General features: G+C 70.8%; 23 protein-coding genes. 14 read left to right on the top strand and 9 right to left on the bottom strand.

Features of this window, described 5'->3' with window-relative positions:
- Nucleotides 1-75: 75 nt before the first annotated feature.
- The 3 genes from ACWGIH_RS20030 (at nucleotide 76) to ACWGIH_RS20040 (ending at nucleotide 1,821) form a co-directional block, all read left to right on the top strand.
- Complete coding sequence (locus ACWGIH_RS20030) at nucleotides 76-723, top strand: TetR/AcrR family transcriptional regulator (RefSeq protein WP_453445536.1); 648 nt, start codon at nucleotides 76-78, stop codon at nucleotides 721-723.
- Between the two features lie 136 nt (nucleotides 724-859).
- Entirely contained in the window at nucleotides 860-1,342 is a 483-nt protein-coding gene (locus ACWGIH_RS20035; RefSeq protein WP_453445537.1) for a MarR family winged helix-turn-helix transcriptional regulator, read from the top strand.
- Nucleotides 1,339-1,821, top strand: coding sequence for a MarR family winged helix-turn-helix transcriptional regulator (locus tag ACWGIH_RS20040; RefSeq protein WP_453445538.1), 483 nt, complete (start codon nucleotides 1,339-1,341; stop codon nucleotides 1,819-1,821). The genes ACWGIH_RS20035 and ACWGIH_RS20040 overlap by 4 nt, the downstream gene beginning before the upstream one ends.
- 132 nt (nucleotides 1,822-1,953) lie before the next feature.
- Here ACWGIH_RS20040 and ACWGIH_RS20045 read toward each other — a convergent pair whose 3' ends face one another.
- The gene (locus ACWGIH_RS20045) at nucleotides 1,954-2,139 is read right to left on the bottom strand and encodes a hypothetical protein (RefSeq protein ID WP_453445540.1); all 186 of its coding nucleotides are present in this window, start codon (nucleotides 2,137-2,139) and stop codon (nucleotides 1,954-1,956) included.
- Nucleotides 2,140-2,437: 298 nt separating this feature from the next.
- Here ACWGIH_RS20045 and ACWGIH_RS20050 point away from each other — a divergent pair, with 298 nt between their 5' ends.
- Complete coding sequence (locus ACWGIH_RS20050; protein WP_453445541.1) at nucleotides 2,438-2,839, top strand: nitroreductase family deazaflavin-dependent oxidoreductase; 402 nt, start codon at nucleotides 2,438-2,440, stop codon at nucleotides 2,837-2,839.
- 93 nt (nucleotides 2,840-2,932) lie between these two features.
- Here the strand turns inward: ACWGIH_RS20050 and ACWGIH_RS20055 are convergent, their stop codons facing one another.
- Nucleotides 2,933-3,697, bottom strand: a complete 765-nt coding sequence (locus ACWGIH_RS20055; protein ID WP_453445543.1) for an NAD(P)-binding domain-containing protein — start codon at nucleotides 3,695-3,697, stop codon at nucleotides 2,933-2,935.
- A 429-nt stretch (nucleotides 3,698-4,126) separates the two neighbouring features.
- Between ACWGIH_RS20055 and ACWGIH_RS20060 the strand changes: the two genes are divergently transcribed.
- Entirely contained in the window at nucleotides 4,127-4,495 is a 369-nt protein-coding gene (locus tag ACWGIH_RS20060; protein ID WP_453445545.1) for an STAS domain-containing protein, read from the top strand.
- Between the two features lie 33 nt (nucleotides 4,496-4,528).
- Here ACWGIH_RS20060 and ACWGIH_RS20065 read toward each other — a convergent pair whose 3' ends face one another.
- On the bottom strand, nucleotides 4,529-5,905 hold the full coding sequence (locus ACWGIH_RS20065) for an FAD-binding oxidoreductase (RefSeq protein WP_453445547.1): 1,377 nt from the start codon (nucleotides 5,903-5,905) through the stop codon (nucleotides 4,529-4,531).
- Nucleotides 5,906-6,137: 232 nt separating this feature from the next.
- Between ACWGIH_RS20065 and ACWGIH_RS20070 the strand changes: the two genes are divergently transcribed.
- Both ACWGIH_RS20070 and ACWGIH_RS20075 read left to right on the top strand, forming a co-directional pair.
- Nucleotides 6,138-7,958 carry a GAF domain-containing protein gene (locus ACWGIH_RS20070; RefSeq protein ID WP_453445549.1) on the top strand — a complete coding sequence of 607 codons (1,821 nt, stop codon included), beginning with the start codon at nucleotides 6,138-6,140 and terminating at the stop codon, nucleotides 7,956-7,958.
- Nucleotides 7,959-7,968: 10 nt separating this feature from the next.
- Nucleotides 7,969-8,367, top strand: coding sequence for a VOC family protein (locus ACWGIH_RS20075; protein ID WP_453445551.1), 399 nt, complete (start codon nucleotides 7,969-7,971; stop codon nucleotides 8,365-8,367).
- Here ACWGIH_RS20075 and ACWGIH_RS20080 read toward each other — a convergent pair.
- The gene (locus ACWGIH_RS20080; protein WP_453445552.1) at nucleotides 8,360-9,727 is read right to left on the bottom strand and encodes an MFS transporter; all 1,368 of its coding nucleotides are present in this window, start codon (nucleotides 9,725-9,727) and stop codon (nucleotides 8,360-8,362) included. The genes ACWGIH_RS20075 and ACWGIH_RS20080 overlap by 8 nt on opposite strands.
- Nucleotides 9,728-10,080: 353 nt before the next feature.
- On the opposite strand from ACWGIH_RS20080, the gene ACWGIH_RS20085 reads away from it, so the two are divergent.
- Nucleotides 10,081-11,205 carry a polyprenyl synthetase family protein gene (locus ACWGIH_RS20085; protein WP_453445554.1) on the top strand — a complete coding sequence of 375 codons (1,125 nt, stop codon included), beginning with the start codon at nucleotides 10,081-10,083 and terminating at the stop codon, nucleotides 11,203-11,205.
- A 28-nt stretch (nucleotides 11,206-11,233) separates the two neighbouring features.
- On the opposite strand, the gene ACWGIH_RS20090 is transcribed toward ACWGIH_RS20085, so the two are convergent.
- Together ACWGIH_RS20090 and ACWGIH_RS20095 are read right to left on the bottom strand one after the other, a co-directional pair.
- On the bottom strand, nucleotides 11,234-12,373 hold the full coding sequence (locus ACWGIH_RS20090) for a winged helix DNA-binding domain-containing protein (RefSeq protein ID WP_453445556.1): 1,140 nt from the start codon (nucleotides 12,371-12,373) through the stop codon (nucleotides 11,234-11,236).
- On the bottom strand, nucleotides 12,370-13,599 hold the full coding sequence (locus ACWGIH_RS20095) for a PucR family transcriptional regulator (protein WP_453445558.1): 1,230 nt from the start codon (nucleotides 13,597-13,599) through the stop codon (nucleotides 12,370-12,372). The genes ACWGIH_RS20090 and ACWGIH_RS20095 overlap by 4 nt, the downstream gene beginning before the upstream one ends.
- A 107-nt stretch (nucleotides 13,600-13,706) precedes the next feature.
- On the opposite strand from ACWGIH_RS20095, the gene ACWGIH_RS20100 reads away from it, so the two are divergent.
- The 5 genes from ACWGIH_RS20100 to menC all read left to right on the top strand — a co-directional run bounded on the left by ACWGIH_RS20100 (nucleotide 13,707) and on the right by menC (nucleotide 18,857).
- Nucleotides 13,707-14,567, top strand: a complete 861-nt coding sequence (locus ACWGIH_RS20100) for an SGNH/GDSL hydrolase family protein (protein ID WP_453445560.1) — start codon at nucleotides 13,707-13,709, stop codon at nucleotides 14,565-14,567.
- Nucleotides 14,564-15,526 (top strand): poly(ethylene terephthalate) hydrolase family protein, encoded by a 963-nt coding sequence (locus ACWGIH_RS20105; protein ID WP_453445562.1) that lies wholly within the window; start codon nucleotides 14,564-14,566, stop codon nucleotides 15,524-15,526. The genes ACWGIH_RS20100 and ACWGIH_RS20105 overlap by 4 nt, the downstream gene beginning before the upstream one ends.
- A gap of 291 nt (nucleotides 15,527-15,817) precedes the next feature.
- Entirely contained in the window at nucleotides 15,818-16,909 is a 1,092-nt protein-coding gene (locus ACWGIH_RS20110; RefSeq protein ID WP_453445714.1) for a M20 family metallopeptidase, read from the top strand.
- A complete protein-coding gene (locus tag ACWGIH_RS20115; RefSeq protein ID WP_453445564.1) occupies nucleotides 16,906-17,724 on the top strand; it encodes a GNAT family N-acetyltransferase in 819 nt (272 codons plus the stop codon). The genes ACWGIH_RS20110 and ACWGIH_RS20115 overlap by 4 nt, the downstream gene beginning before the upstream one ends.
- Before the next feature lie 32 nt (nucleotides 17,725-17,756).
- Entirely contained in the window at nucleotides 17,757-18,857 is a 1,101-nt protein-coding gene (menC, locus tag ACWGIH_RS20120) for an o-succinylbenzoate synthase (RefSeq protein ID WP_453445566.1), read from the top strand.
- A 98-nt stretch (nucleotides 18,858-18,955) separates the two neighbouring features.
- Here menC and ACWGIH_RS20125 read toward each other — a convergent pair whose 3' ends face one another.
- From ACWGIH_RS20125 to ACWGIH_RS20135, 3 genes are all read right to left on the bottom strand, one after another.
- Nucleotides 18,956-20,608, bottom strand: a complete 1,653-nt coding sequence (locus ACWGIH_RS20125; protein WP_453445568.1) for a PucR family transcriptional regulator — start codon at nucleotides 20,606-20,608, stop codon at nucleotides 18,956-18,958.
- A gap of 138 nt (nucleotides 20,609-20,746) precedes the next feature.
- Nucleotides 20,747-21,433: a GNAT family N-acetyltransferase gene (locus ACWGIH_RS20130; RefSeq protein ID WP_453445569.1), complete on the bottom strand. Its 687-nt coding sequence runs from the start codon at nucleotides 21,431-21,433 to the stop codon at nucleotides 20,747-20,749.
- Nucleotides 21,430-22,293, bottom strand: a complete 864-nt coding sequence (locus ACWGIH_RS20135) for a class I SAM-dependent methyltransferase (protein WP_453445571.1) — start codon at nucleotides 22,291-22,293, stop codon at nucleotides 21,430-21,432. The genes ACWGIH_RS20130 and ACWGIH_RS20135 overlap by 4 nt, the downstream gene beginning before the upstream one ends.
- A gap of 230 nt (nucleotides 22,294-22,523) precedes the next feature.
- On the opposite strand from ACWGIH_RS20135, the gene ACWGIH_RS20140 reads away from it, so the two are divergent.
- Complete coding sequence (locus tag ACWGIH_RS20140; protein ID WP_453445573.1) at nucleotides 22,524-23,132, top strand: helix-turn-helix domain-containing protein; 609 nt, start codon at nucleotides 22,524-22,526, stop codon at nucleotides 23,130-23,132.
- Nucleotides 23,133-23,276: the final 144 nt, after the last annotated feature.

The raw sequence follows: 23,276 nt of genomic DNA on the forward strand, positions 1-23,276 counted from the left end.
TCTGTGACAAGGCGTCTGCATGAGTCATCCGGCGGCTCGCTATGCTGCCGTGATCCAGGCAGAGGAGAGTCGAGAGTGCGCGAGGCGCCATTCACGGAGCGCGGGCGGACGGCGGAAGCCGACGTCAGACCGTCGCTCGTCCAACGGCGGAAAGCGGCTCTCCGCTTCGAGATAGCCCGTGAGGCCGTCCGTCTGTTCACCTCACAAGGTGTCACCGCCACCACAGGGGAGCAGATAGCGCAGGCGGTGGGGATCTCCGCCCGCACGATGTGGCGCCACTTCCCCACCAAGGAGAGCTGCGTACTGCCTCTCCTCTCGGCCGGGCTCGACTTCGCGGTGGAGCAACTGCGCCACTGGCCAACGGACATGAGCCTCCTTGACTTCTTCACGGAGGCCTGCCGGATCGGCGAACTGTCCGCCGACACGCCTGTCATCCTCGACCTGATCCGGATGACCTCCACCGACCCGGCCCTGCGCTCCGTCTGGCTCCAGGCCCACGACGAGGCCCTGCCCGTACTCGCCGAGCTTCTGGCCCAGCGGTCCGGCGGCAACGCCGACGACCTGAGCGTGAAGGTCCACGCGGCGACCCTGAACGGCGCGCTGCGTGCGGCGGCGGAGGACTTCGCCCAGCGGTACGCGGACGACCCCGAGGCGTCCGGCGCGGAAATCACCGCATGCCTGCTCGCGGCCCTGCGTGCGGCGGCGGAGGGGTTGCCTTACTGAAGCCCGCCGAGAGGCGGCGAGACCGTACAGATCTTGCGCCGGGTCCCGGGCACTGAGCACTCGATGCCAGGCCCTGGGTGCTGAGTCGCAAGAAAATAGTAGCCATGGACATAGTAGCCATGTACCGTACTTTCCTGTGAGTACATCAACTGAGGGCGCCACGGCGGGATTTCTGGTCTGGCGCCTGTCGATGAAGTGGCGGGTGGCCGTCGACCGGGCGGTCGGGCCGCTGGGCCTCACCCATGCGCAGTACGCGTTGATGGCGTCGCTGTACGGCATGTCGCGCTCCGGGGCGCAGCCCAGCCAGCGCCGGCTCGCCGACCACACGGGGCTCGAGGCGCTGTACGTCTCCAAGCTCGCCCGCGCCTTGGAAGCCGCCGGGTTGGTCGCACGTACCCGCGATCCGAACGACCCACGCGCCATGCAGCTTTCACTCACCGAGCAAGGACGTGACGTCACACGTCGCGCGATCAAGGTGGTCCAGGGCCTGCTGGACCAGTTGCTCGAACCGCTCGGCGGGCAAAGCAGCCCGCGCACACGACAGTTCACCCACGAGCTGGCGATCCTGCTCGACGCACCTCTTGATCCACACACCGAGAACAACGAGGAGCAGACATGACCACCACCGCGCCCACCACCTCACCCATACCCGCGGCCACAGCCGCACCCACGGCCAATGGCCGGGTGGTGGCCCTGGCCCACTACGCCTCGCGCGCCCTTCTGGAAGGCGTACTGACCCGGCATGGCGCGACGTTCCAGCAGAACGTGACGCTCCGGTCCCTCGTGACCGGGGGCGGGTCCATGGGCCATGAAGAACTCGTCGGCGACGTCACCGGCTCACTGAAGGTCGACGAGTCGGTCGTGCGCGGCGTGATCGAGGAGCTGACGGCCAAGAAGCTGCTGGAGGCGGACCCGGCGGACGCGTCCCCGGTCCGCCTGACGGACGCCGGACGGGAACTGCACGACAACACCGGCGCCGAGGCCGCGGAGATCACCGCCCGGTTGTACGCCGGCATTCCGGCCGAGGACCTGGCGATCGCGGGCCGCGTGTTGACCCTGGTCACAGAGCGGGCGAACGCCGAGCTGGCGGGAGCCTGAGACAACTGGGTTCCGCCTGGCTGCGGTTGGGTCCACAAGGACGGGGGATGGCGACCTGCTGGCAGTTCCCTCAGGCCGACATGCCCCGACCGGCGTCCGCCGCACCACACCGCACGGTAAAAGGGTCACCGCTCACCTCGGGGCGAGTCCGTGGCCGTACTCCTTGCCGCCGCGGGTCCTGCCGGGCTCTTCGTGCGTCGCCCGCGTGCACCCCATGCACTCGTCTCCCGCGTAGACGAGGGAGTCCAACCAGTAGGCTCCGGTGAGGAGTTGACCTTGGGGCTGCGCGGAGCGCGGGTCTCTCGTGTCATCGTCCATGTTCGGCCCAACGAGGCCTGAGGGCGGGGGTATTGGGGGGCGCAAACACACCGCCCCCGCAAGCCGTCCATACGCCTGAAGTTCCCTCGGTGGTGTCTTCAGCCGAGAAGGAGTGGGTAGAAGGGGCCCCTTCCCGCGCCGACCGGGCGTATCGGGGATGGCCGGCCCGGCGGGGTGTCGTTAGGCCGGGCGCGCCGATTCGCGGCCACGCTGGCGGGAAACCGCAGAGTGACCATGAAGAGTTGGTCAGCGCAGGCAGAACACGCACGATCCAGCGAGTACACGAAGGAGACAGCAGATGCTGTTCGGCAAAGAGCACGTCGAGCGTTACGTCGAGACCGATGGCGAGGTGGGCCACGACTGGCAGAACACCACCGTGCTGATCCTCACCACCATCGGCCGCAAGAGCGGTGAGCAGCGCAGCACTCCCCTGATCTACCAGCCCTACGGCGACGACGTGCTCGTGGTGGCCTCCAACGGCGGAGCCGACCAGCCGCCCCTGTGGTTCCGCAACATCGAGGCGAACCCCGAGGTCCAGGTGCAGGTGAAGGGCGACCGCTACACCGCCCGTGCGCGTACCGCGACCCCGGACGAGAAGCCGGACATGTGGCGGACGATGGCCGCGACCTGGCCGGCCTACGACGACTACCAGCGCAAGACCGACCGGCAGATCCCCGTGGTGGTCCTGGAACGCGTCTGAGGCACAGGCCGACAGGGCGGATACGTACGCGAGTGGCCGCAGTCGCGCGGGGCGCGCCCCGCTCTCGCGTACGTGTCCGTTCCGGCGCCTTGGCTACCTCAGGTGGGTGAGCAGGCCGTCCAAGGCCTTGTCGAGCGCTGCCGAGTTGGCCGGGTCGAACCACGTGGTGCGGATGCGTTCGTTGTTTCCGCCCGGCGTCTCGTGGTCGGCGGCGAGCTGGTCCAGGGAACGGCTCTCGTCGCCCAGTGCGCGGCCGACGGCCTGAAAGAGCCCGCGGACGTAGCGGTCGGCGTCGTCGGAGGCGATGCCGTGGCCGACGGCCCACGAGGTGAGCGCGGCGAGGTACGCGTAATGGGTGGTCAGCGTTCCCGTCAGCGCGGAGAAGACGTTGAAGGCCTCCTCGTCCGCGACCGGCTGCGCCCCGCCCAGCCGCTCGAAGAGGGCGTCCGCCACCGGGTGGGAGGGGAACGTCACCGTGACGGAGCGGCGTTCGCGGGCGGAGGGCAGGGGGATGGCCCGCACCAGCGCGGCGTCGGTGGCGAGTATGCGGCGCAGGTCGTCGTTGGCGACGCCGGCCATGACGTTGATCACCGTCTTGTCGTCGTCCACGCTCAGGCCCGCGCATGCTTCGTGCCGGTCCTTCGCGCGTACGGCGACGATCACCACCTCGGAGCGGTCCACCACCTCCTGGTTGTCGGCGCAGACCCGTACGCCCTCGTGGCGTGCGGCCAACTCCGCTGACGTGCGGGCTCCGCGCGGTGAGAGGAACACCTGCGGCGACTCGTCGGCCCCGTCGCACAAACCCGTCACGACGGCCCGGCCGATCTCGCCGACCCCGATGATGCCAATGCTCTGCACTGTGTCTTTCTCCTGTCCGGTCACGTGGCGAGGGTGGTGCGGAGAAAGCCTCGCAGGTGTCCCGGGGCCTTCGCTCTGCTTGACGCGATATGGCCCGCCTACCTGCCGGTGACGAGGGCAGGCATGCCAGCGAGGGCAGCCTCTCAAGTGCCGCGCCGACCGGGAGCCGTGCGGGCTCCCGAGCACTTGGTCGAGGGAGCGGGCCTCGCCTCGCGAGGAGGGAGCACTCCAGGCGGGGCCCGCGCAGACGCACCGTATGATCCGGAGGTCTGCCCACCCCAGCACGGCACCGACTCCGCCCGGGGTGTTCCTGGAAGCAGCGTTCCACTTACGCCGTGCGTGCGGCGCAGCATTTCGGGGCATATTCATGCGCGACGGAGGAGTAGCCACCGACCGACTTGGTCCACGTACGTGAGGAGACCACGAAGCATGGCTCCCGCTTCACCCGAACCACTGCATGTGGATGCGGTCCTGGGACTCGAACCCGTACTGATCCGTGTGTGCGGGGACCTGGACATGGACAGCGTGCCGTCGCTGACGACGGTGCTGGAGCCTTTGATGGCCCAGAGGGTCGAGCTGGATCTCGCCAACGTCACCTTCATCGACTCCTCCGGGGTGAACGCCCTCCTGTCGCATCACGAGCGGAGCCGAGCAGCGGGTGGCCGTCTCGTCGTGCTCCACCCCTCCAGGGCCGTACGGCAGATCCTTCAGCTCCTCGGCGTGGACAGGCTGCTGGCGGCGCGGCCCAGGACCGAGGGCCGCAACGACCCGGGGGAAGGCGCCCCGGGTATGCCGTAGGCCCCGTCCGCGAGCCCCCCCCGACGGTGACGTTCAGGACAGCACCTTGCCGGGGTTCAGCACGCCGTACGGGTCGAGGGCCTGTTTCACGGCCCGCTGCATGGCCATCACCTCCGGCGTGACCTCCGCGGCCAGCCCCGGGCGCTTGAGCAGGCCCACTCCGTGCTCGCCGGTGACCGTACCGCCCAGGTCGATCGCGTCGGCGATGATCTCCTCGAAGGCCGCCTGGGCGCGTGCGCGGGCGACGTCGTCGCCGGGCTCCGTGATCAACAGGGGATGCAGATTGCCGTCACCCACATGCGCGATGTTGGCGATGAGGATGTCGTGCCGGGTGGCGGTCCTCTCGATGCGACCGAGCATCTCCGGGATGCGTTCCTTGGGCACGCAGACGTCCTCGGTGAGCACCGGGCCCAGGCGTTCAAGGGCGGGATAGGCGAGTCTGCGGGCCGCGAACAGAGCGTCGGCCTCGTGCTGGTCGGTGGACCGCTCGGCCCAGGAGGCACCCGCTGCGCGGAAGCAGTCGACCATGCGCTCGGCCTGGGCGGCGCCGGTCTCGCCCGGCTCGTCGACCCGGCCGAGGAGCACCACGTCCGCGTCGAGCGAGAGACCCATGTTCTTCCACGCGTCCACGGCGCGCAGGCAGTGCCGGTCGATCAGTTCGAGCGCCGAGGGGGTCAGCCCCGCCTCGGCGACCGCGCGTACGGCGGCTCCCGCGTCCACGACGGAACCGAAATGCCCGGCGACCGTGACCGCGGCCGGCGGCAGGGGCCGCAGGCGTACGGTCACCTCCGTGATGATGCCCAGCGTCCCTTCCGACCCGACGACGAGTCCCGTGAGGTCGTAGCCCGCTACGCCTTTCGCGGTACGCCGTCCGAGCCGCACGATCTCGCCGAGTCCGTTGACCATCTCAAGGGCCAGTACATAGTCACCGGTGACGCCGTACTTGACGCAGCAGACGCCGCCCGCGTTGGTGGCCACATTGCCGCCGATGGTCGACCACGGAGAACTGGCCGGATCGGGCGGGTACCAGAGCCCGTGCTCGGCCACCGCGACCCGCAAGTGGTCGTTGATCACCCCGGGTTGAACGACCGCGAGCCGCTCCAAGGGGCTCACCTCGACGATCCGGTCCATGGCGTCGAGCGCCACGACCACGTGCCCTTCGCCCGAGTTGGCTCCCCCGGAGAGGCCGGTGCCCGCTCCGCGGGCCACGACCGGGGTGCGGTGACGGATACAGGCGCGGACCGTGTCGGCGACGTCTTGGGTGGATGTCGCGCGGACGACGGCCGCGGGGCGACCGCTGGGCGCCCATGCCGCTTGGTCACGGCGGAACGCCTCGACGCTGTCCGGATCGGTGAGCACCCGGTCGGCAGGAATGTGCTCGAGGATCGCTCGAACGACCGTGGTACTCATCGTGTGTCCTCTCGGTGGGTTCGCCCCGAGGCGGGCCTTCCGGTGGCGTGCATACCTGTATCCGTCCCCTCGGCGCAGTACCGCCGGGCCGGCGCGGGCGGTGCTGCTGATGTCGATCGAAACACGGCGGCACGGCGATCCGTACGGACACAACCTCCACGTTCCGGCCTCCGCCACGGAGAGACCCTCCACAGTGGCCTTCCGGGGCCCGCTGCATCATGAGGGGGTGCACATGAGTGAGAACCGCTGGCTGCGGCTGCTGTCCGAGGCTCCGTCGCCCGACGAGATCGACGCGCTGCGCCTCGCGCTCCTCGCCGAGGGGCGGCCTGCCGGGGAAGTCGAGGACTCCGCAGCCCACGCCCGCGAGATCCTGCGGCGCATGAACAGGCAACAGCGCGAGTCGGCCGAGCTTTCGGCGCTCAACGACCTGGCCCGGCGCCTGGGGGCACTCACCGCGTCCAGCGGAGTCCTGCGGGAAGTGGCGGCGCACGCACGGCGCCTGCTCTCCGTCGACCTCGCCTACATCATGGTGCTCCACGACGACCGGCGGCTGCGCATCGAGACCGTCGACGGCTCGATGGGCTCGACCCTGCGGGGCATCGAACTCGAACCGGGTACGGGCCTCGGGGGACTCGTCCTGCGCAGCGGTGCTCCGCAGTCGACCGTCCGCTATCGCGAGGACCCGGCCATCAACCGCTCCCCCGCGGTCGACAGTGCCGCGGCCGCCGAGCAGCTCGGCGGGATCCTGGGCGTGCCGATGATCGTCGACGACGAGCCGGTCGGGGTCCTGCTCGCCGCCGACCGCAGCCCGCGCCGGTTCACCGACCGCGAGGTGGAGCTGCTCGCCGCGCTGGCGGCCCACGCGGCGGTGGCCCTGCGCAACGCCGCGCTCATCGCGGACCTGCGCGAGGCCAACCTGACGCTGCGCGGGAGCGATTCCCTGCGCCGCGCCGAGGCCGAACTCCGCGACCGGCTCACCGGCGTCGTGGTCGGCGGGGGCGGCTATCGCGAGGTGGCACAGGCCATCACCGGCGCCACCGGTCTCACGGTGTCGGTCCTCGACTCGCACGGCGAGCTGGTCGCCGGGCCGCCGTGCGAGCGACCGCGGCCCTGGGCGGACGACGAGCCGCAGTCCCCGCGCCGGTTCGAACACGACGGCCGGCACGGCGTGGCCCTGCCCGTGGTGGTGCGCGGCGGGCACACGGGTTCGCTCGTGGCGACCGGGGAGGCCGCGTTCCACGACGAGGACGTACGGCTGCTTTCGATCGGCGCGGTCACCGTGGCGCTGGTGGCCGCGCTGGAACGCTCGGTCCTGGAGACGCAGTTGCGCACCCGCGGCGAGGTGCTGACCTCGCTGCTCTCCGCCGAGGCGGACGAGGCCGGTGTGCGGCGCCGGGCGCTGGGCGCGGGCATGGACGTGGACTCCGTGGCGGCTGTCGCCGTCGTGGACGCCCGCGACACCGACCACACGGCCGACCAGATCGCCCGGCTCGCCCAGGAGACATCGGGCTGGAGTGCTCAACTCGGCGACCAGATCACGTTCCTGGTGCCGGGTCTCGACGTGGCCGCGCTCAGAGTACTGGTGGAACAGCGCGGTCCGGCCGGGCCCGTGGGCCTCGCCGCGTGCGGGCGGGGCGTCGCGGAGATCCGCCGGGCGCACCGGGAGGCCAGGCAGACGGCGACGATGCTGCGGGCGCTGGGCAGGCACGGTGTGGTGGCCGAGCCGGCGGAACTGGGCGCCTACCGTTCCCTGTTCACCCAGGCAGGGGCCGACGAGGCCCAGGTCTTCGTCCGTACCACCGTCGGTCCGCTGCTCGATCACGACCGGGTACGGGGGCGGGGCGGCGACCTGGCGGCCACCATCGGGGTGTACCTGGCCAACGCGCAGCACCACGCCCGCACCTGCGCGGACCTGCACATCCACGCCAACACCCTCTACCAGCGCCTCAACCGGGCCGACGGCCTGCTCGGCGAGGGCTGGCGCAGCGCGGACCGGGCCCTGGACATCCAACTCGCCCTGCGGCTGCACGAACTGGCAGGCCGGCTGGCCTAGGCTCCCGTCCATGCTGAAGCTCGGAATTCCCGTCGTCGGGGTCACCGACATCGCTCGCGCTGTCGCCTTCTGGACGCAGGCGCTGGACCTGGTCGCCACCGAGGAGTGGAACAGCGAGACCTGGCGGACGCTCGACCACGCCGATGGAACCGGCCGCGCCCTCGCCCTGCTGCACAGTGCGTCACCGGCGGAGCCCCGGCCGCGTCTGCACCTGGATCTGTTCGCCGAAACCACCGAGGAACAACGGACAGAGGTCCGGCGGCTGATCTCCCTGGGTGCGCGAGCCGTCGAGTGGGATCTGTATCCGCCCGACCCCGACTTCGTCGTTCTCGCCGACCCCGACGGCAACCTCTTCTGCGTGGTCGACCTGAGCCGTGCGCCCAGCGGCAGCAACCGGCCGCCTACCTGACGGACGCCCCTCCCCTGCCCCCTTCGGTGGCCGAACCCGCGAGGACTGCCGACTCGCCGCCCTTGGCCCGTGGCCCTTCCCGCAGCACGGCCGCCCCCACCCCGGCGGCGACCATCACGATGCCGACGATCCACAGCCCGGTGTCGATGTCCCCGGTCGCGTCGCGGGCCCACCCCGTCACGTACGGCGCGAGGAAACCCGATGCGTTGCCGAGGGTGTTGATCAGCGCGATGCCCGCTGCCGCTCCGGCGCTCGTCAGGACGGTGGGCGGGAAATGCCAGAAGACGGGCAGCGCGCAGAAGATGCCCATCGCCGTGACGGTGACCATGAGCATGACCGCGTACGGGGAGTCGAGGTAGAGGGCGACCGGGATCGTCAGGCCGCCGACGACGGCGGGTCCGGCCAGGTGCCAGCGCCGTTCCCCTGTGCGGTCGGAGTGGCGGCTCCACAGGACCATCGCGATCGCTCCGGCCACGAACGGCACGGCCACGACGGCTCCGGTCTGCACCAGGCTGAACTCGGTGTCGAACCGCTCGGAGAAGCCCGCCACCAGCGTCGGCCCGAAGAACGACAGGGCGTACAGGCCGTACACGATCCCGAAGTAGATGCCGCCAAGGGCGAGCACCTTGCCGCTGAGCAGGGCCCGCCAGGCGGAGCCCTCCGCGCCGGGCGCGACCTCGGCCCGCTCGGCGTCCAGGGCGTCGGTGAGTGCTCGGCGTTCACCAGGTGTGAGCCAGGCGGCGGACTCGGGCCGGTCGGTGAGGTAGAACCAGCAGACCACACCGAGCACCACGGCGGGCACGCCTTCCAGCAGGAACATCACGCGCCAGCCCTCAAGTCCGAGGAACCCGTCGAAGTACGTGATGATCGCCGTGGACAGCGGTGCTCCCAGGGCACTGGACAGGGGGATGGCGACCAGGAACGTGCCGATCAGCCGTACCCGTTCGGCCCGCGGCAGCCACCACGTCAGGTACAGCATGATCCCGGGGAAGAAGCCGGCCTCCGCGACGCCGAGCAGCACGCGCACCGCGTACAGCTGTCCTGACGACTGCACGAAGGCGAGGAGCATCGCGCACAGGCCCCAGGTCACCATGATCCGGGCGATCCAGCGCCGCGCCCCGAAGCGGTGCAGGGCGAGGTTGCTCGGCACCTCGAACAGCAGGTAGCCGATGAAGAAGAGACCCGACGCGAGCCCGAACATGGTCTCCGTGAGCCCGAGGTCCTCGCTCATCGTCAGCTTGGCGAAGCCGATGTTCGTGCGGTCCAGGTAGTTGACGAAGTACACGAGGCCCAGGAACGGGATGAGCCTCCGGGCGATCTTGCGCAGTGCGCTGCGGCGCAGCGTCTCGGCTTCCGTCATCGACGACTCCTCATGTCCCTGTGCCGGGGGTACGACCGTCTCGCCAGGTGAGCCCGCTCACCGTAGGCAGCCGGTCGTGGCAGGCACAGGGAGAAGTTCTCCGGCCTCGCGGAGTGCCGATGGAGAAATCGTCCATCCCGAAGGGGGGCGGGGTCCTACGTGACCGCGGCCTCGCGCCGGACTGCTTCGGGGCACGACGACGCAGAGCGAGCCGATGTAAGGGGAGTTGGGTTTGTCGGCGAAATAGGTGACTGCAAGCCGTTCATCCCGGCGGTGCGGTCGACGAAGGACCCTTTCGCGCCGAATGGCAGGCTGGGCACCGCACCCGTACAGGAAGGTCGGCCCGAACACTTATGAACAGCACTACTGTCAGCGCCTTCGAGCGTGCCGCAGGCCACCGGCAGCGGTTCGACGCGTCCTTCGAGAAGTACTTCGCCGAGCTCGCGGGGAATCTCAACGGCGCGCATCTCGGCCGCTTCCCGCCTCGCTGCCTGGAACTTTTGGCGCAGTTGTCACTGCGCGGCGGGAAGCGGGTCCGGACCACCCTGCTTTACGAGGCCGCCGCCCTCGTCACCCGGGACGAGATACCGGGGCTCACGGAAGCCGCCGTGAGTCTCGAGCTGCTCCACAGCCACGCGCTCATCCTCGACGACATCATGGACGACTCGCCGATGCGACGCGGTGGCCCCTCGACCTACTACGCGTGCCGCGAAGACCTCCCCGATCACCCGCAGGCCGCGCTCGGCCTCGCCATGATGGTGGGGGATCTCGCCGGTTTCCTGGCCCTGCGCGTCCTGTTCGACGCCGACCTGCCCGCCGACCGCAAGCAGGCCATGCTCGATGTCCAGCTCGGGGTGACGACCGACACCGTCATCGGCCAGGTCCTCGACCTCGAGCGCGACGTGAACCCCTCAGCAGGCGAAGGCGCAGGCAATGAGGACGGCCAGGGTGAGGCGGCGGGTGAGGCGGGGCTGCTGGAGACAGTGTGCGAGTACAAGACCTCTCGCTACACCATCCTTGGCCCCATGCGCCTGGGCCTGCTCGCCGCGGGCCAGGACCTGGCGGAACACCAGGAGAGTCTGCACCGCTATGCCCGGCTGGCCGGCCTCAGTGGCCAGATGCGCGACGATTACCTCGACCTCTTCGGCGACCCCGGCCTCACCGGCAAGCCCAGCGGCGCCGACCTACGGGCAGGCCGGCACACCTACTTGACCCGTGAACTCCTCGCCGCCACCGACAGCGGCGATCACGACACGGTCAGAGCCGCTCTCGCGGACCCCGACTGCACCCCGGAGACCATCGACCGCATCCGGGACATCGCCCACCGCCACGGCGTCCACACCCGCCTCCAGGCGGCCATCGACCGGCACGCCCACGCCGCGGCAGCCGAAGCCGCCTCCTGGCACCGGCACTGGAACGGCGAGGCCGTCGCCCTCTTCGAGCAACTGCCGCTGTGGAACAGCCGCAGGACCCGGTGAGCGGCACGGGCCCGCGCGGGGTCGCCGACTACAGCATCCGCGCCTCGCCCGCGGTCTCGGGAAGCTTCGCCCACCAGTGGTGGTATCTGCTGTAGGCCGTCACCTCGCGCTCGCCGAGGAGGGCCGTCAAGGACTGTGCCTCCGCGGCGAGTTGGTCCCACGTCTCCGGTGGCAGCGGATGGAAGGCCGTGGCCTCGATGCCGTCGTCCAGCGGACGCCACACGCCGGCGACATGACCGTCGACCAGCAAGGTGGGCAGTACGTCGCCGTTGCGCCGGATGACCCACGGCCGGTAGGCCGGGGGTATCACCCGGGCGCGGTCGGAGTACGCCAGCAGAACGCTGTCCCACATGGCCATGAGCCGGGGAGGGGCGGGGGTTTCGGCGGATGGCCGGGAAGCGCCCGGCAGGTCGAAGAGTACGTCCCCGTCCGGTCCCCCGAGCTGCTCGACGGCGTCGCCCAGCGCGAGGAGCGCCGCGCGGACGGGTGCTCTCTGCACCATCGCGAACTGCGCCACGTCCGCGACCGACGCGGGCCCGAACCCTGACAGATAGCGCAGGATCAAGGTCCGCAGCGCCTGCGGGTCCGCCGCCCGGCCCGTAGGCACGAATCCGTCGCGGGCCGCGACGAAGGACGGCCGGTGACCGAAGGACCACGGATGTGCCGTCGGGGCGTGGTGCAACGGCGCGTACGCCTTGAGGCCCCACCACGCCCCCTCCTTCTTGTCCGCGCCGAGGCGTTCCTCGACCCACGCCTGCATTTGTGCCGAGGTCCGCGGCCGTTCGGCGAAGTCGAGGAGCTCCGGCACCAGCGCGTCGGCGTCCTGCGGGCTCAGCCCCGAGGCGGCGAAGCGGAAGCCGAGCCGGGAGGCGTACAGCGTGGGCTGCAACGCCGCGCGGAAGGCGGGGTAGTCCTCGGCGTGCACGGCGTGCAGCGTGATCCGCATCAGGGTCGCCTTGACCAGCGAACGCTCGGTGAACGCCGCGTCGAGGTCCGCCGCGGTGAATCCGGTGAGCCGGTTCCACAGGGCGACGTAAGGAGAGGCAGGCTGCTGCGCCTGGAGCGCGACCACACGCCGCATGCCCTCCTGGACGGTCAATGCCTCACGCTCCAGCAGCAGTTGGCGGCTGAGGGTGGCCCGGTTCAGTTCCCGCGCGGTGATCGTCACAGGCAAGGATTGTGCCCTTCCCGCACTCCCGCGTCATGCGCGCTCAGCGCGGCCCGCAGTGTCAGCAGGTCGGTGTGGGCGGCGAGGTCGAGTCCCGTCAGGGCGGCGATGCGGCGCAGGCGGTAGTCGACGGTGTTCGGGTGCACGTGCAGACGGGTCGCCGTATCGCGGCGGTCCAGGTTCGACGCGAAGTACGTCCGCAGCGTCATGGTCAGATCCGGGCCGTCCGCCAAGGGGGCCAGCAGGGCGGCCAGGTGGGCGCGGGCGGGGCTCGCGCGGGTGAGCTGGTAGTCGAGGAGCAGCGCGGTCAGGGGATAGACGCCCGGTGGCCGCCCTGTGCCCGTCGCCGTGTCGCGCAGCTCGGTGGCCAGGCGGACGGCGTGCGGGACTTCGGCCGGGGTGCTCGCGGCGACACCGGCGACCAGGGGCGCGCCGCCGGCGGTGATGAGGGATGCCGTCAACTTCTCCAGGCGGGCCCGGTCGGTGTCCGCCGCGCGGTCCGGTGCGGTGTCGGACGGGATGAGCGCGAGGCCCTCGTCGGCGGACAGGCGGGAGAGAACGGGGTGGCCGAGGGCGCGGTCGAGTTCCGTGCGCAGGCGCCTGATCTTGCGCCGGGAGGCCACGGTGGCGTCCACGTCCGCGCGGTCCTCATCGGGGTGACGGCCGATGGTGAAGGCGAGCACCAGATAGCACGGCGGGAGGCGTATCCCCAGCTGGGCGGAGTCGAGTTGCGGGCCTCTCCCGTCGAGCAGGGCGGACAGGACGGTGTGCCGGGCCGCGTCGCGCTCCCCGATCAGCGACTGGCTCTCCTCCACGTATCCCGACGTGACGGCGGCCGTGATCTCGCGCAGGCAGTCGAGCAGCAGCCGGTGGGCCTCGATCAGGTCCTGCGGTTCGGCCCGCGCCGTCACCTCCTCCACGCAGATGCGGGCCCCGTAGTAGTAGGCGCTGACGACCGCCTCCACGGGGATGCGTTCCTCCGCACGCCTGGCCGCCGAGCGGCGCACCGTCCCGAGAAACTCCGGGGGTGGCATGCGCTCGGTGCGCAGCACATCGGCGAAGACCCGGATCGTCATGTCGACGATGGCGCGGACGTCCCCGTGCAGTTCCTCGGCTGGCAACCGCCCGTAGACCGGCAGGTCGTCCGCGAGGCGCCGGGTGACCGTCGCGGCCAGCCCCGGTACGTCGGCGATCAGGAAGCGGCCCACGCTTTTGTCACCGGTCACAACTGACCCCTCGGAAAGTCTGGTTGCGCGCCTAGAACACCAAGGCGTCGATGGCCCGGATCATAAGGGCGTCCGTTACCCCCGGTACACCCCACTCAGGAGAGCCCGTGCGCCCCACACGCGCCCGCACCACCGCGGTCATGGCCGCCGCCCTGTCCGCCTGCGCCCTCGGTGTGTCGCCGGCCGGCGCGACGTCTTCGCGGGCCGAGGAGCCCTTGGAGTACGTCGCCATCGGCGATTCCTTCGCGGCGGGACCCCTCATCCCCGACCAGAGCCAGTGGTCCTGCCTGCGCTCCGCACGGAACTACCCGGCCGTCGTCGCCGAGGCGCTGGGCGCGCGGCTCACCGACGTCAGCTGCTCGGGCGCGAAGGTCGGCGACTTCTCCGGGCGTCAGTTCGGCCTGCTGCCGCCCCAGTACAACGCCCTCAAGCCGAGCACCGACCTGGTGACCCTGACGATCGGCGGCAACGACGTCAGTCTCGTCGCCACCGCGCTCGGCTGCGTCAACCTCCTGCCGAAGCCCACCGGCATCTCCTGCGCCGACACCGCCGCGGCCAAGGGCGACCCCACCGCGAAGGCCATCGAGGCCTGGCGCGCCTCCTTCGGTCAGGCACTCGACGAGGTCCACCGGCGCGCCCCGAACGCCCGGGTCGTCGTCGCGGGGTATGCCACCTACATCCGCAAGGACGGCTGCTGGCCGACCCAGCCCATCTGGGACAAGGACGGCAACTACCTCCAGGCACGCGTGAACCAGCTCAACGGCGTACTCTCCGAGCAGAGCAAGGCCCACGGCGCCACGTACGTCGACACCGCTGCCGTCAGCGCCGGTCACGACACCTGTGCCGCGCCGTCCGAGCGCTACATCGAGGGCCTGGTCCCCACCAGCGTCGCGGCACCGCTGCACCCCAACGCCCGCGGCATGGCCGCCTTCGGGGAAGCCATCGCGAAGGCGGCGGCACGCCCGTGACGGCCGGAGTCCCGGGGCGGGAGAACCCCACGCCGACGAACCACCGGACGCGGCGGTCCGCCGCCGTATCGGCCTCGTCCGGAGTGCGGCGGTATGCCACGGTGCTGGCCGCGTCGCTCGTGCTGTCCGTCGCGCTCACCGGCCAAGGTCAGGCGCGGTCGGAGGGCACCGGTCCCGCGACGGCCACCCGCGCGGCCGGCAGCTGTCCGTCGGTCGGCGGCCACTGGGCCGACGACGGCCCTTTTGCCGTGACCAAGGAGCGCGCCGGGTTGAGTCACACCATCCTGCGCCCCACCGAGCTCGGCAGTCAGGGCTGCGCAAGGCACCCGGTGATCATCTGGGGCAACGGCTCGTTCGTGACACCGGTCATCTACGACGGACTCCTGAAGCACTTCGCGTCACATGGGTTCATCGTGGTCGCCGCGAACACCACACAGTCGGGGTCGGGCACCGCCATGCTCGACGGGCTCGACGTATTGAAAAAGGCCGACGCGGACCCGCGAAGCCCGTACCGCGGCAAGGTCGACCTGGACAAGGTCGGAGCGTCGGGGCACTCGCAGGGCGGCGGCGGGGCGATCAACGCCGGCGCGGACCCGCGCGTCGACGTGACCGTCCCCGTCGAGCCTGGCCCCCAGGGCAGGATCGGTGACCTCAAGGGCCCCCTGTTCATCCTGGGCGGCGAGCGCGATCCGGTGGTGATCCCCGAGCTCCTGGTGATTCCCCGGTACAACGCCGCCGATCACGTCCCGGCCGTCTACGGCGAGTTGGCGGGCGCCTCGCATGTGACCCCCGCGGGGGACGGCGACGGCTTCCGCGGCCCGATCACCGCTTGGTTCCGCTTCTTCCTGATGGGCGACCAAGAGGCGCGCGCCGAGTTCTTCGGCCCCGACTGCGGCGCCTGCTCCTCGCCGGTCTGGTCGGACTTCCGGCGCAACGCCAAGGCGCTCGGGCATGAGTGAGTGGGCCGTGGCGGTCGGCCGGCGTGCGGCGCGATCCCCGTCCGGCACGGCGTTCAGCTCCCCGGACTCCGGGCACGTATCGCTTGGCGCCGGGTCGGTTGTCCGGAGGTACGGAGAACAGTGTTGATGTTGGGTCTCTCCTACGAACTGTGATCCTCCCGAGTCGCATAGCGTCGCAGGCATGCATCCGAGGAGGAGTCGAAGGTGACCGAAGATCTGCACGGGCGAGCAGCCGGGGTGGGCCCGATGAGCGGCGCGACGCCGGGCGGGCCGGCGCCCCACCTGCCGGCGATGCTCGCTGACCTGGAGGAACTGGTGGTGTGCGAGTCCTTCTCCTCCGACCTGGACGCGGTGGCACGCAGCGCGGACGTCGTGGCCGGACAGGGGACCCGTCACCTGGGTGTTCCGCCCGAACGCATCGTCGTGGACGGCGTCACGCACCTGCGGTGGATGTTCGGCACACCCCGGGTGCTGCTGCTCGGTCATCACGACACGGTGTGGCCGATGGGATCGCTGGCCACTCACCCGTGGTCGGTGACCGACGGCATCGCACGCGGTCCGGGCATCTTCGACATGAAGGCCGGGCTCGTGCAGATGTTCCACGCGCTGGCCTCGCTGCCCTCCCTGGAGGGGGTCTGTGTTCTGGTGACCGGCGACGAGGAGGTCGGTTCGGACGCGTCGAGGCCGCTGATCGAGGAGGTGGCGCGGCAGTGCGCGGCGACCTTCGTCCTTGAGGCCTCGGCCGATGGCGGCGCGCTGAAGACGGCCCGCAAGGGCACCTCCGCCTACGAGTTGGTGGCGCACGGCAAGGCGGCCCACTCCGGCCTCGAGCCGGAGAGGGGCATCAACGCGGCGGTGGAGGCGGCGCATCTGATCCTCGCCCTTGAGGGGCTGGCCGAGGAGATCAACGTCGGCGCCACGCAGGACTGGCGCACCACTGTGGTCCCCACGGTGGTCGGTGCCGGCACGACGACCAACACGGTGCCCGCGGAGGCACGCGTCTCGGTGGACGTCCGTGTCCCGACGCTCGGGGCGCAGGAACGGGTGGACGCGGCGATGCGTGCCCTGAAGCCCACCGTGTCCGGCGCACGCCTCGACGTGCTCGGCGGCCCCAACCGGCCGCCGCTGGAGCCGGCTTCCTCCGCCGAGCTGTTCGAGCGGGCCCATCGCCTGGCCGAGCGGCTCGGCCTGGAGCCGTTGTCGTCGGCGGCGGTCGGCGGAGCGTCCGACGGGAACTTCACCGCCGGGCTCGGCTGCCCCACCCTCGACGGCCTGGGCGCGGTGGGCGGTGGGGCGCACGCCGATCACGAGCATCTGATCGTCGCCGAGATGGTCCCCCGCGCCCGCCTGCTGGCCGCCCTCGTCGAGGAGGTCGCCCGGTGAACAACGTCGACACGAACGAGCCGCACCCAGCGCACGGTCTCGTCGTACGAGAACTCCACGACCTGCGTGAACTGGAGGGCGCGAACGCCCTGTTCGAGGAGATCTGGGGCAGCTCGCCCGGTGCCTCCCCCATGGGCGTCGAGCAGATGCGGGCGCTCTCCCACGCGGGCAACTACGTCGCCGGAGCCTTCGACGACGGCCGGCTGGTCGGCGCGTCCGTCGCCTTCTTCGCCGCCCCGGCCGGAGAGGCCCTGCACTCGCACGTCACCGGCGCCCTGCCCGGCCGCCGGGCGGGCCTGGCCCTCAAGCTCCATCAGCGCGAGTGGGCCCTGGACCGCGGGCTGCGACGGATCACGTGGACCTATGACCCGCTGGTGCGGCGCAACGCCCACTTCAACCTGACCAAGCTGGGCGGGCGGCCGGTCGAGTACCTCACGAGCTTCTACGGGCCGATGGACGACGTGATCAACGGCGGTGACGACACCGACCGCGCTCTGGTGGCCTGGGAGGTGAACGATGCCGCGGTGATCGCCGCCGCAGCGTCGCGCCCCGTACCCGTGACGGTCCCCGAGGACGCGGCGACCGCGCTGTCCGTGCGTGACGGTCTGCCCGTCGTCGGCCGCGCCGACACCGCGACCCTGCTGGTCGAGGTGCCGCCGGACATCGAGGGGCTGCGTCGCAACGATCCCGGCGCGGCCAAGGCGTGGCGTCTCGCGATGCGCGACGTGCTCGGCGGTCTCCTGGCCGACGGCGCCCGAGTGACCGGCTTCCACGACCGCCGTTTCTACGTCGTCACGCGCGCCACCACCGCGTGATGCCCGAACCACTCCTCCAGGAGCCAACCAGCATGAAGATCAACGGAATTGAACTGCGCCGGATCGCGATGCCCCTGCGGGCACCGTTCCGGACCTCGTTCGGTGTCGAGACCGCACGTGACGTCCTGCTCGTCCGCGCGGTCACGCCCGACGGCGACGGCTGGGGCGAGTGCGTCGCCATGTCCGAACCGCGCTACTGCTCCGAGTACGTCGACGGGGCGGCCGACGTACTGCGCCGCTTCCTGATCCCGGCGCTCCCCGCCGTGGCCGACGCCCACGCCGTCAAGCGCGCCATGAAGCCCTTCAAGGGCCACAAGATGGCCAAGGCGGCGCTGGAGACGGCCGTCCTCGACGCCCAACTGCGGTCCACGGGGCAGTCCTTCGGGTCGTTTCTCGGAGCCGAGCGCGAGCGCGTTCCGTGCGGTGTCTCGGTCGGCATCATGGACTCCATTCCCGAACTCCTGGACGCCGTCGGCGGTTTCCTCGACGAGGGGTACGTACGCATCAAGCTCAAGATCGAGCCGGGCTGGGACGTGGCGCCGGTCCGCGCGGTGCGGGAACGCTTCGGCGACGACCTGCTGCTCCAGGTGGACGCCAACGCCGCCTACACCCTGGCCGACGCACGTCAGCTCGCCAAGCTCGACGCCTTCGACCTCCTGCTCATCGAGCAGCCGCTGGCGGACGACGACCTGGTCCAGCACGCCGCGCTCGCCAAGCAGCTGCGTACGCCGGTGTGCCTGGACGAGTCCATCGAGTCCGCCGAGGACGCCGCCGCCGCCATCACCCTGGGCGCGGGATCGATCATCAACGTCAAGCCGGGCCGGGTCGGTGGCTACCTGGAGGCCAAGGCCATCCACGACCTGTGCGTGGCCCACGGCGTCCCGGTGTGGTGCGGAGGCATGCTGGAGACCGGGATCGGCCGCGCCGCCAACGTCGCGCTGGCCGCGCTGCCCGGCTTCACCCTCCCCGGCGACACGTCCGGCTCCAGCCGCTACTTCGCCACGGACATCACCGAGCCCTTCGAACTGGCCGAAGGCCATCTCGACGTCCCCACCGGACCCGGGCTCGGCGTCGAACCGCTCGACGAGATCCTCGAGCGGGTGACCACGGCCAAGGAGTGGATCCAGCTGTAGCGGCGATCGGCCGGCAGGCACGGTGACGGCCCCTGGGGCGGGTCCTTCGCGGATCCGCCCCGGGAGCCGCGCTGCTGGGCCGCACCAGAGCGATGGTCCTACTCCCGCGTGTCCGTGCCCGAGGGGTGCATCAACCGCAGCTGCAGCATGAGGGCGAAACGCACCGAGGGATCCTGCAGGTCGACCTCCGCCACCTCGGCGACCCGCCGGATGCGGTAGCGGAAGGTGTTGGGGTGAACGAACACGCTCGCCGACCCGGCGATGATGTCGCCGAAGGCGTCCAGCCACGCGCGCAGCGTCTCGACCAGGTGCGAACGGTGTCTCCTGTCGTACTCCACCAGCCGGGCCACCGGGCTCAGCAGCTCGTCCCCCTGCACCGCGGCCAGATCCCGCAGCTCCAGGAGCAGCGCGTCGATGTACACGTCGCCGATCGAGGCCACCCGCCTGCTGCCCAGGTCGCTCGTCAGCACACGCAGCGCGCGATCGGCCCTGATGCGTGAGCGGCCCAGCGCCGACGGGTCGGTCGCCACCGAACCGATGCCGATCACCACCCGCGACCGTTTTCCGGCCCGCTCCAGGAAATTGGCCGCGATCTGCTCCGCACGCTCCCGGCCCGCCACCGGGTCGGCCGGCACCGGAACCACGGCGTAGGCGACGTCACCGAGGAGTGCGAGCGCCGACCGTGGCTGCACCGCGTTGAGGTGGATGCCCAGAGCGTTGGTCAGCCGTTGACGTTCCGCCACGAGCTGAGCGTGATCACCCTTCTCCCCGGCGACGCCCATGGCCATCACCACCGTGGGCTCCTTCACCAGGCCGAGCCGGTCCAGGGCCTCCACCGCACCCTTGCCGCCTTCGAGCACCGTGCTCACGAGGTCGGCCCGCAGCCGGTTCCGCGCGTCGGCGCCCGCCCGGTGACGCAGCAGGTGCAGGGCGACGAGCTTCGCCGCGTCCTGGAACGCCTGTTCACGGTCGGGGGTCAGCGGCTCCTCGACCGCGGCCCACACCGACCCCAGGAACTCGTCACCGGCACGCACCGCGACGGCCACCCGCGGGATGGCGGTCTCGCCCTCCTCGACCGTCGCGGGGGCGATGTGCACCGGACGGTCGCTGCGATACAGCTCGCTGAAGACGCCCCGGCTCTCCAGGATGCGCAGGTATCCGTCCGGCACCTGGCGGGCCAGGATCGTGGCGACGCGTGACTGGTCGGCCTCGTCCTGACGGCCCGAGAAGGCCAGGATGCGCTGGCGGCGGTCCTCGATCGTGATCGGCGCGTCCAGCAGGGTCGCGACGGCGTTGGCCACCGCGAACAGATCACCGGAGGGCACTCCCCCGAGCGACTCGCCCCCCGCGTCACCGACATCTCCGTCGGTGAGCAGCGTCCGCAGGAGTTCCGTCAGCTGCGACCACGAGGCGCCCTGCGTGAGGCTGATCAGGACCACCGACGAAGCCGCCGAGGCCTCGGCCAGCGCCTCGTCCTGTTCCACCGGGCCGCGTACCACCAAGGCGGCCGCACCGTGCTCGCTCAGCTCGCGCATGAGCCGGGCGATCGCCTCCGCCCCGTAGACGCCGACACCCAGCACGATGGCGCGCGGCGGATACGTGATCGCGTCCCCCGGGTCGTGGATGACGACCCCGCCGACCTCGTCGGTCGGCCCGGGGCTGCCGTGCACGAGATCGAGCAGGGCGGGACTGAAGTCCTCGAGCACGCGGGCAAGACTGGTGCGAGGGTTCGCGGGCACGTCACTGATCACCACCTCAGGCTACGAGGGGAACGCTCAGTGACGTTCGTGTGGTGGCACAAGTCAGCGGGACGCATTCGTCGCCGCGTACGAAGCGAGCGGGCTGACGGGCGGCCGAGCGCGGAACTGACGCAGAACCGGAGCGCGCGCTCAGCGGCCGCGCAGAGCCTTCCAGTCGTCCTCGAGAATCGAGTACTGGACGATGTCGTGCCACACCCCGTCCACATGGCCGTAGTGGCGCAGTCGCCCCTCACGGACCATGCCGGCCTTCTCGATGGCCCGCTGCGCGGCAACGTTCGACGGCATGAAGCCCGACCAGACGCGGTGCAGGCCGAGCCGGTCGAAGCCCAGGACTCCCAGCAGGAAGCCGATCTCGACGCTGTGACCCACGCTCACCCGGTCGGCACGCAGGGCCAGGCCCACCTCCGCGCTGCGGTAGCCGACGCGGACCATTCCGCCCTCGCCCGACTGGTCCTCGACGATCAGCTTCGCCGAGCCGATCAGCTCACCCGTGGCGATCTCGCTGACGCCGAGGCGGTAGTGCGTGCGGGGAGTCCGCCGCGCACCCGCCCTGGCCTGTTCCACCAGCGCCGCGGCGTCGGCGTGCCGGAAGGGCGGCATACCGAACTCCCGAGTCGTGCGCGGGTCGCCGAAGATGCCGAGCACGCCCTCGACATCGCTGGGCAGGAATTCCCGCAGGCGCAGCGTGCCGCCTTCCACGAGGACCGCACGCTGCTCCGGCACCGGCGGCGGCCGTTCGTCGACCCGCGCCCGGGGCGAGGTTCGCGGAGGCCACAGGTGGGCCTGCTCCCGCGCGGCTTCCAGGCGTTCGGTCATCGGTTGACTCCTTGGTGCTGTTTCGTCGGGCCGAACGACACGCGTGTGACCCAGAGTGGTTTTCGCGTACGGATCGCAGGAAGGAAGTTGGCCAGCGGCAGGAGCCATCCGCAGAGGAAGCCCCGGCCCCGTGGTTCGCGGACCGCCCGCACGGCGGTGATGTTCGGGTGGACCGTGCGCAGCTTGCGCTTTTCCGTCGGTGTCATTCCCCAGAGCATGGGTGGCGGGCGGTACCCGGCGGGGTACTTCCAGCGGCCGCGTTCGGTGCGGGCCGCCATCCAGGCGGGCGGGGTGTCGAACACCAGCTCCGCCCCGGGGAATCGGGCGGCGCAGGCTTCGATGAGACGGTGGACCACATCCCGCGGGAGGTACATCAGCATCCCCTGGGCGATGATCAACACCCCTCGTGAGGCGTCCACTTCGTCCATCCACCGGGTGTCGGTGGCCGAACAGGGCAGTGTGCGGTGGCGTGGCGCGTCCGGCAGCAGCCGTTGGCGCAGCTCCGCGACCTCGGGCAGGTCCACGCCGAGCCAGCGCACCCTGCCGTTGTCCACCCGCCAGAACTGCGTCTCCAGACCCTCCCCGAGCGAGACGACCGTGCCGTCCGGGTGGTCTTTGAGGAAACGTCCCACCTCGCGGTCGTAACAGCGTGCCCGTACTGCCATTCCCTGTGCGAAGCCCCAGTTGCCGGTGCCGAACCGCCCCTCGAAGGGATAGTCGACAGCGTCGATCACCTCGATCGCCTTGGGGTCCCGCAGTGCCGAGCCAGGGTCCTTCGCGGCCAGAGCGCGGTGGTGCAACGTCCATAGCGTCGTCTCGGCGACGCCATCCAACTCGGCCTTCCGCTTCTGTCCGTTCATCCGGCGATGGTCACAACACTGTCGGCGCCCCAGCAAGGAGCGTCACTCCTGCGAGCAGATAGATCACTCCTTCAGTTGGGATTTCCGGGATGGAGCCCCGCCCACGACCTCGAGTTCGGAGCCGAGGCACCGTGTTGACCCCCCTCATGCCCGTCGATCCCGCTCAACTTCCCGAGTGCCGGGGTCACGACGACAAGCCAGCCTTGCGGGCAGGGCATATGATGTTGCTCATGACGCAAGACAACGGCGAGATGGACAGCCTGGTGCGCAAACGGATCCGTGCCCTGCGCGTTGCGCAGGGGTGGTCCCTGGAGGAACTGGCCACCCGCGCCTCGATCAGCCAGTCCACGCTCAGCCGCATCGAGAACGGCCGGCGCCGTCTGGCCCTGGACCAGCTCGTCACCCTCGCCCGTGCCCTGGACACCTCCCTGGACCAACTCGTCGAGACCGCCACCGACGACGTCATCACCGGCCCGACCATCGACGCGGCCCACGGGCTCATGCGCTGGCCGATCAAGGCAGAACCCGGCATGAGCGTCGTACGCCAGCGGATGACGAACCCGCCGCCCGACAACCCCTCACGCATGCGCGCGCATCCCGGCCGCGAATGGCTCGTCGTGCTGTCCGGTACGGCGGTCCTCCTCCTGGGCAACCGGCGCTTGCGCATCGAGACCAACCAGGCCGCGGAGTTCCCCACGATGCTGCCGCATGCCATCGGCGCCGAGGGCGGGCCCTGCGAGATCCTGGGCATCTTCGACCGCGATGCCCGCCGTGGTCATCAGCGCGCGGAAAAGGCGGACGAGACCGTCAAGGGAGACGGCGACCACTCCGGCCGGTGACGCTCCGGGCGACGGCCCGCCTCCAGCACGCGCAACCCGAGACGCGGGAGCCGGTCGATTGCGCGTACGGCAGCGCGGCGGGCCATCTTCTTGCGCACCCGGGGATTCTTGCTGCCGAAACCGCATGACCGGCCTAGCGTCGTC

This window comes from Streptomyces sp. NPDC054872 (assembly GCF_053610705.1).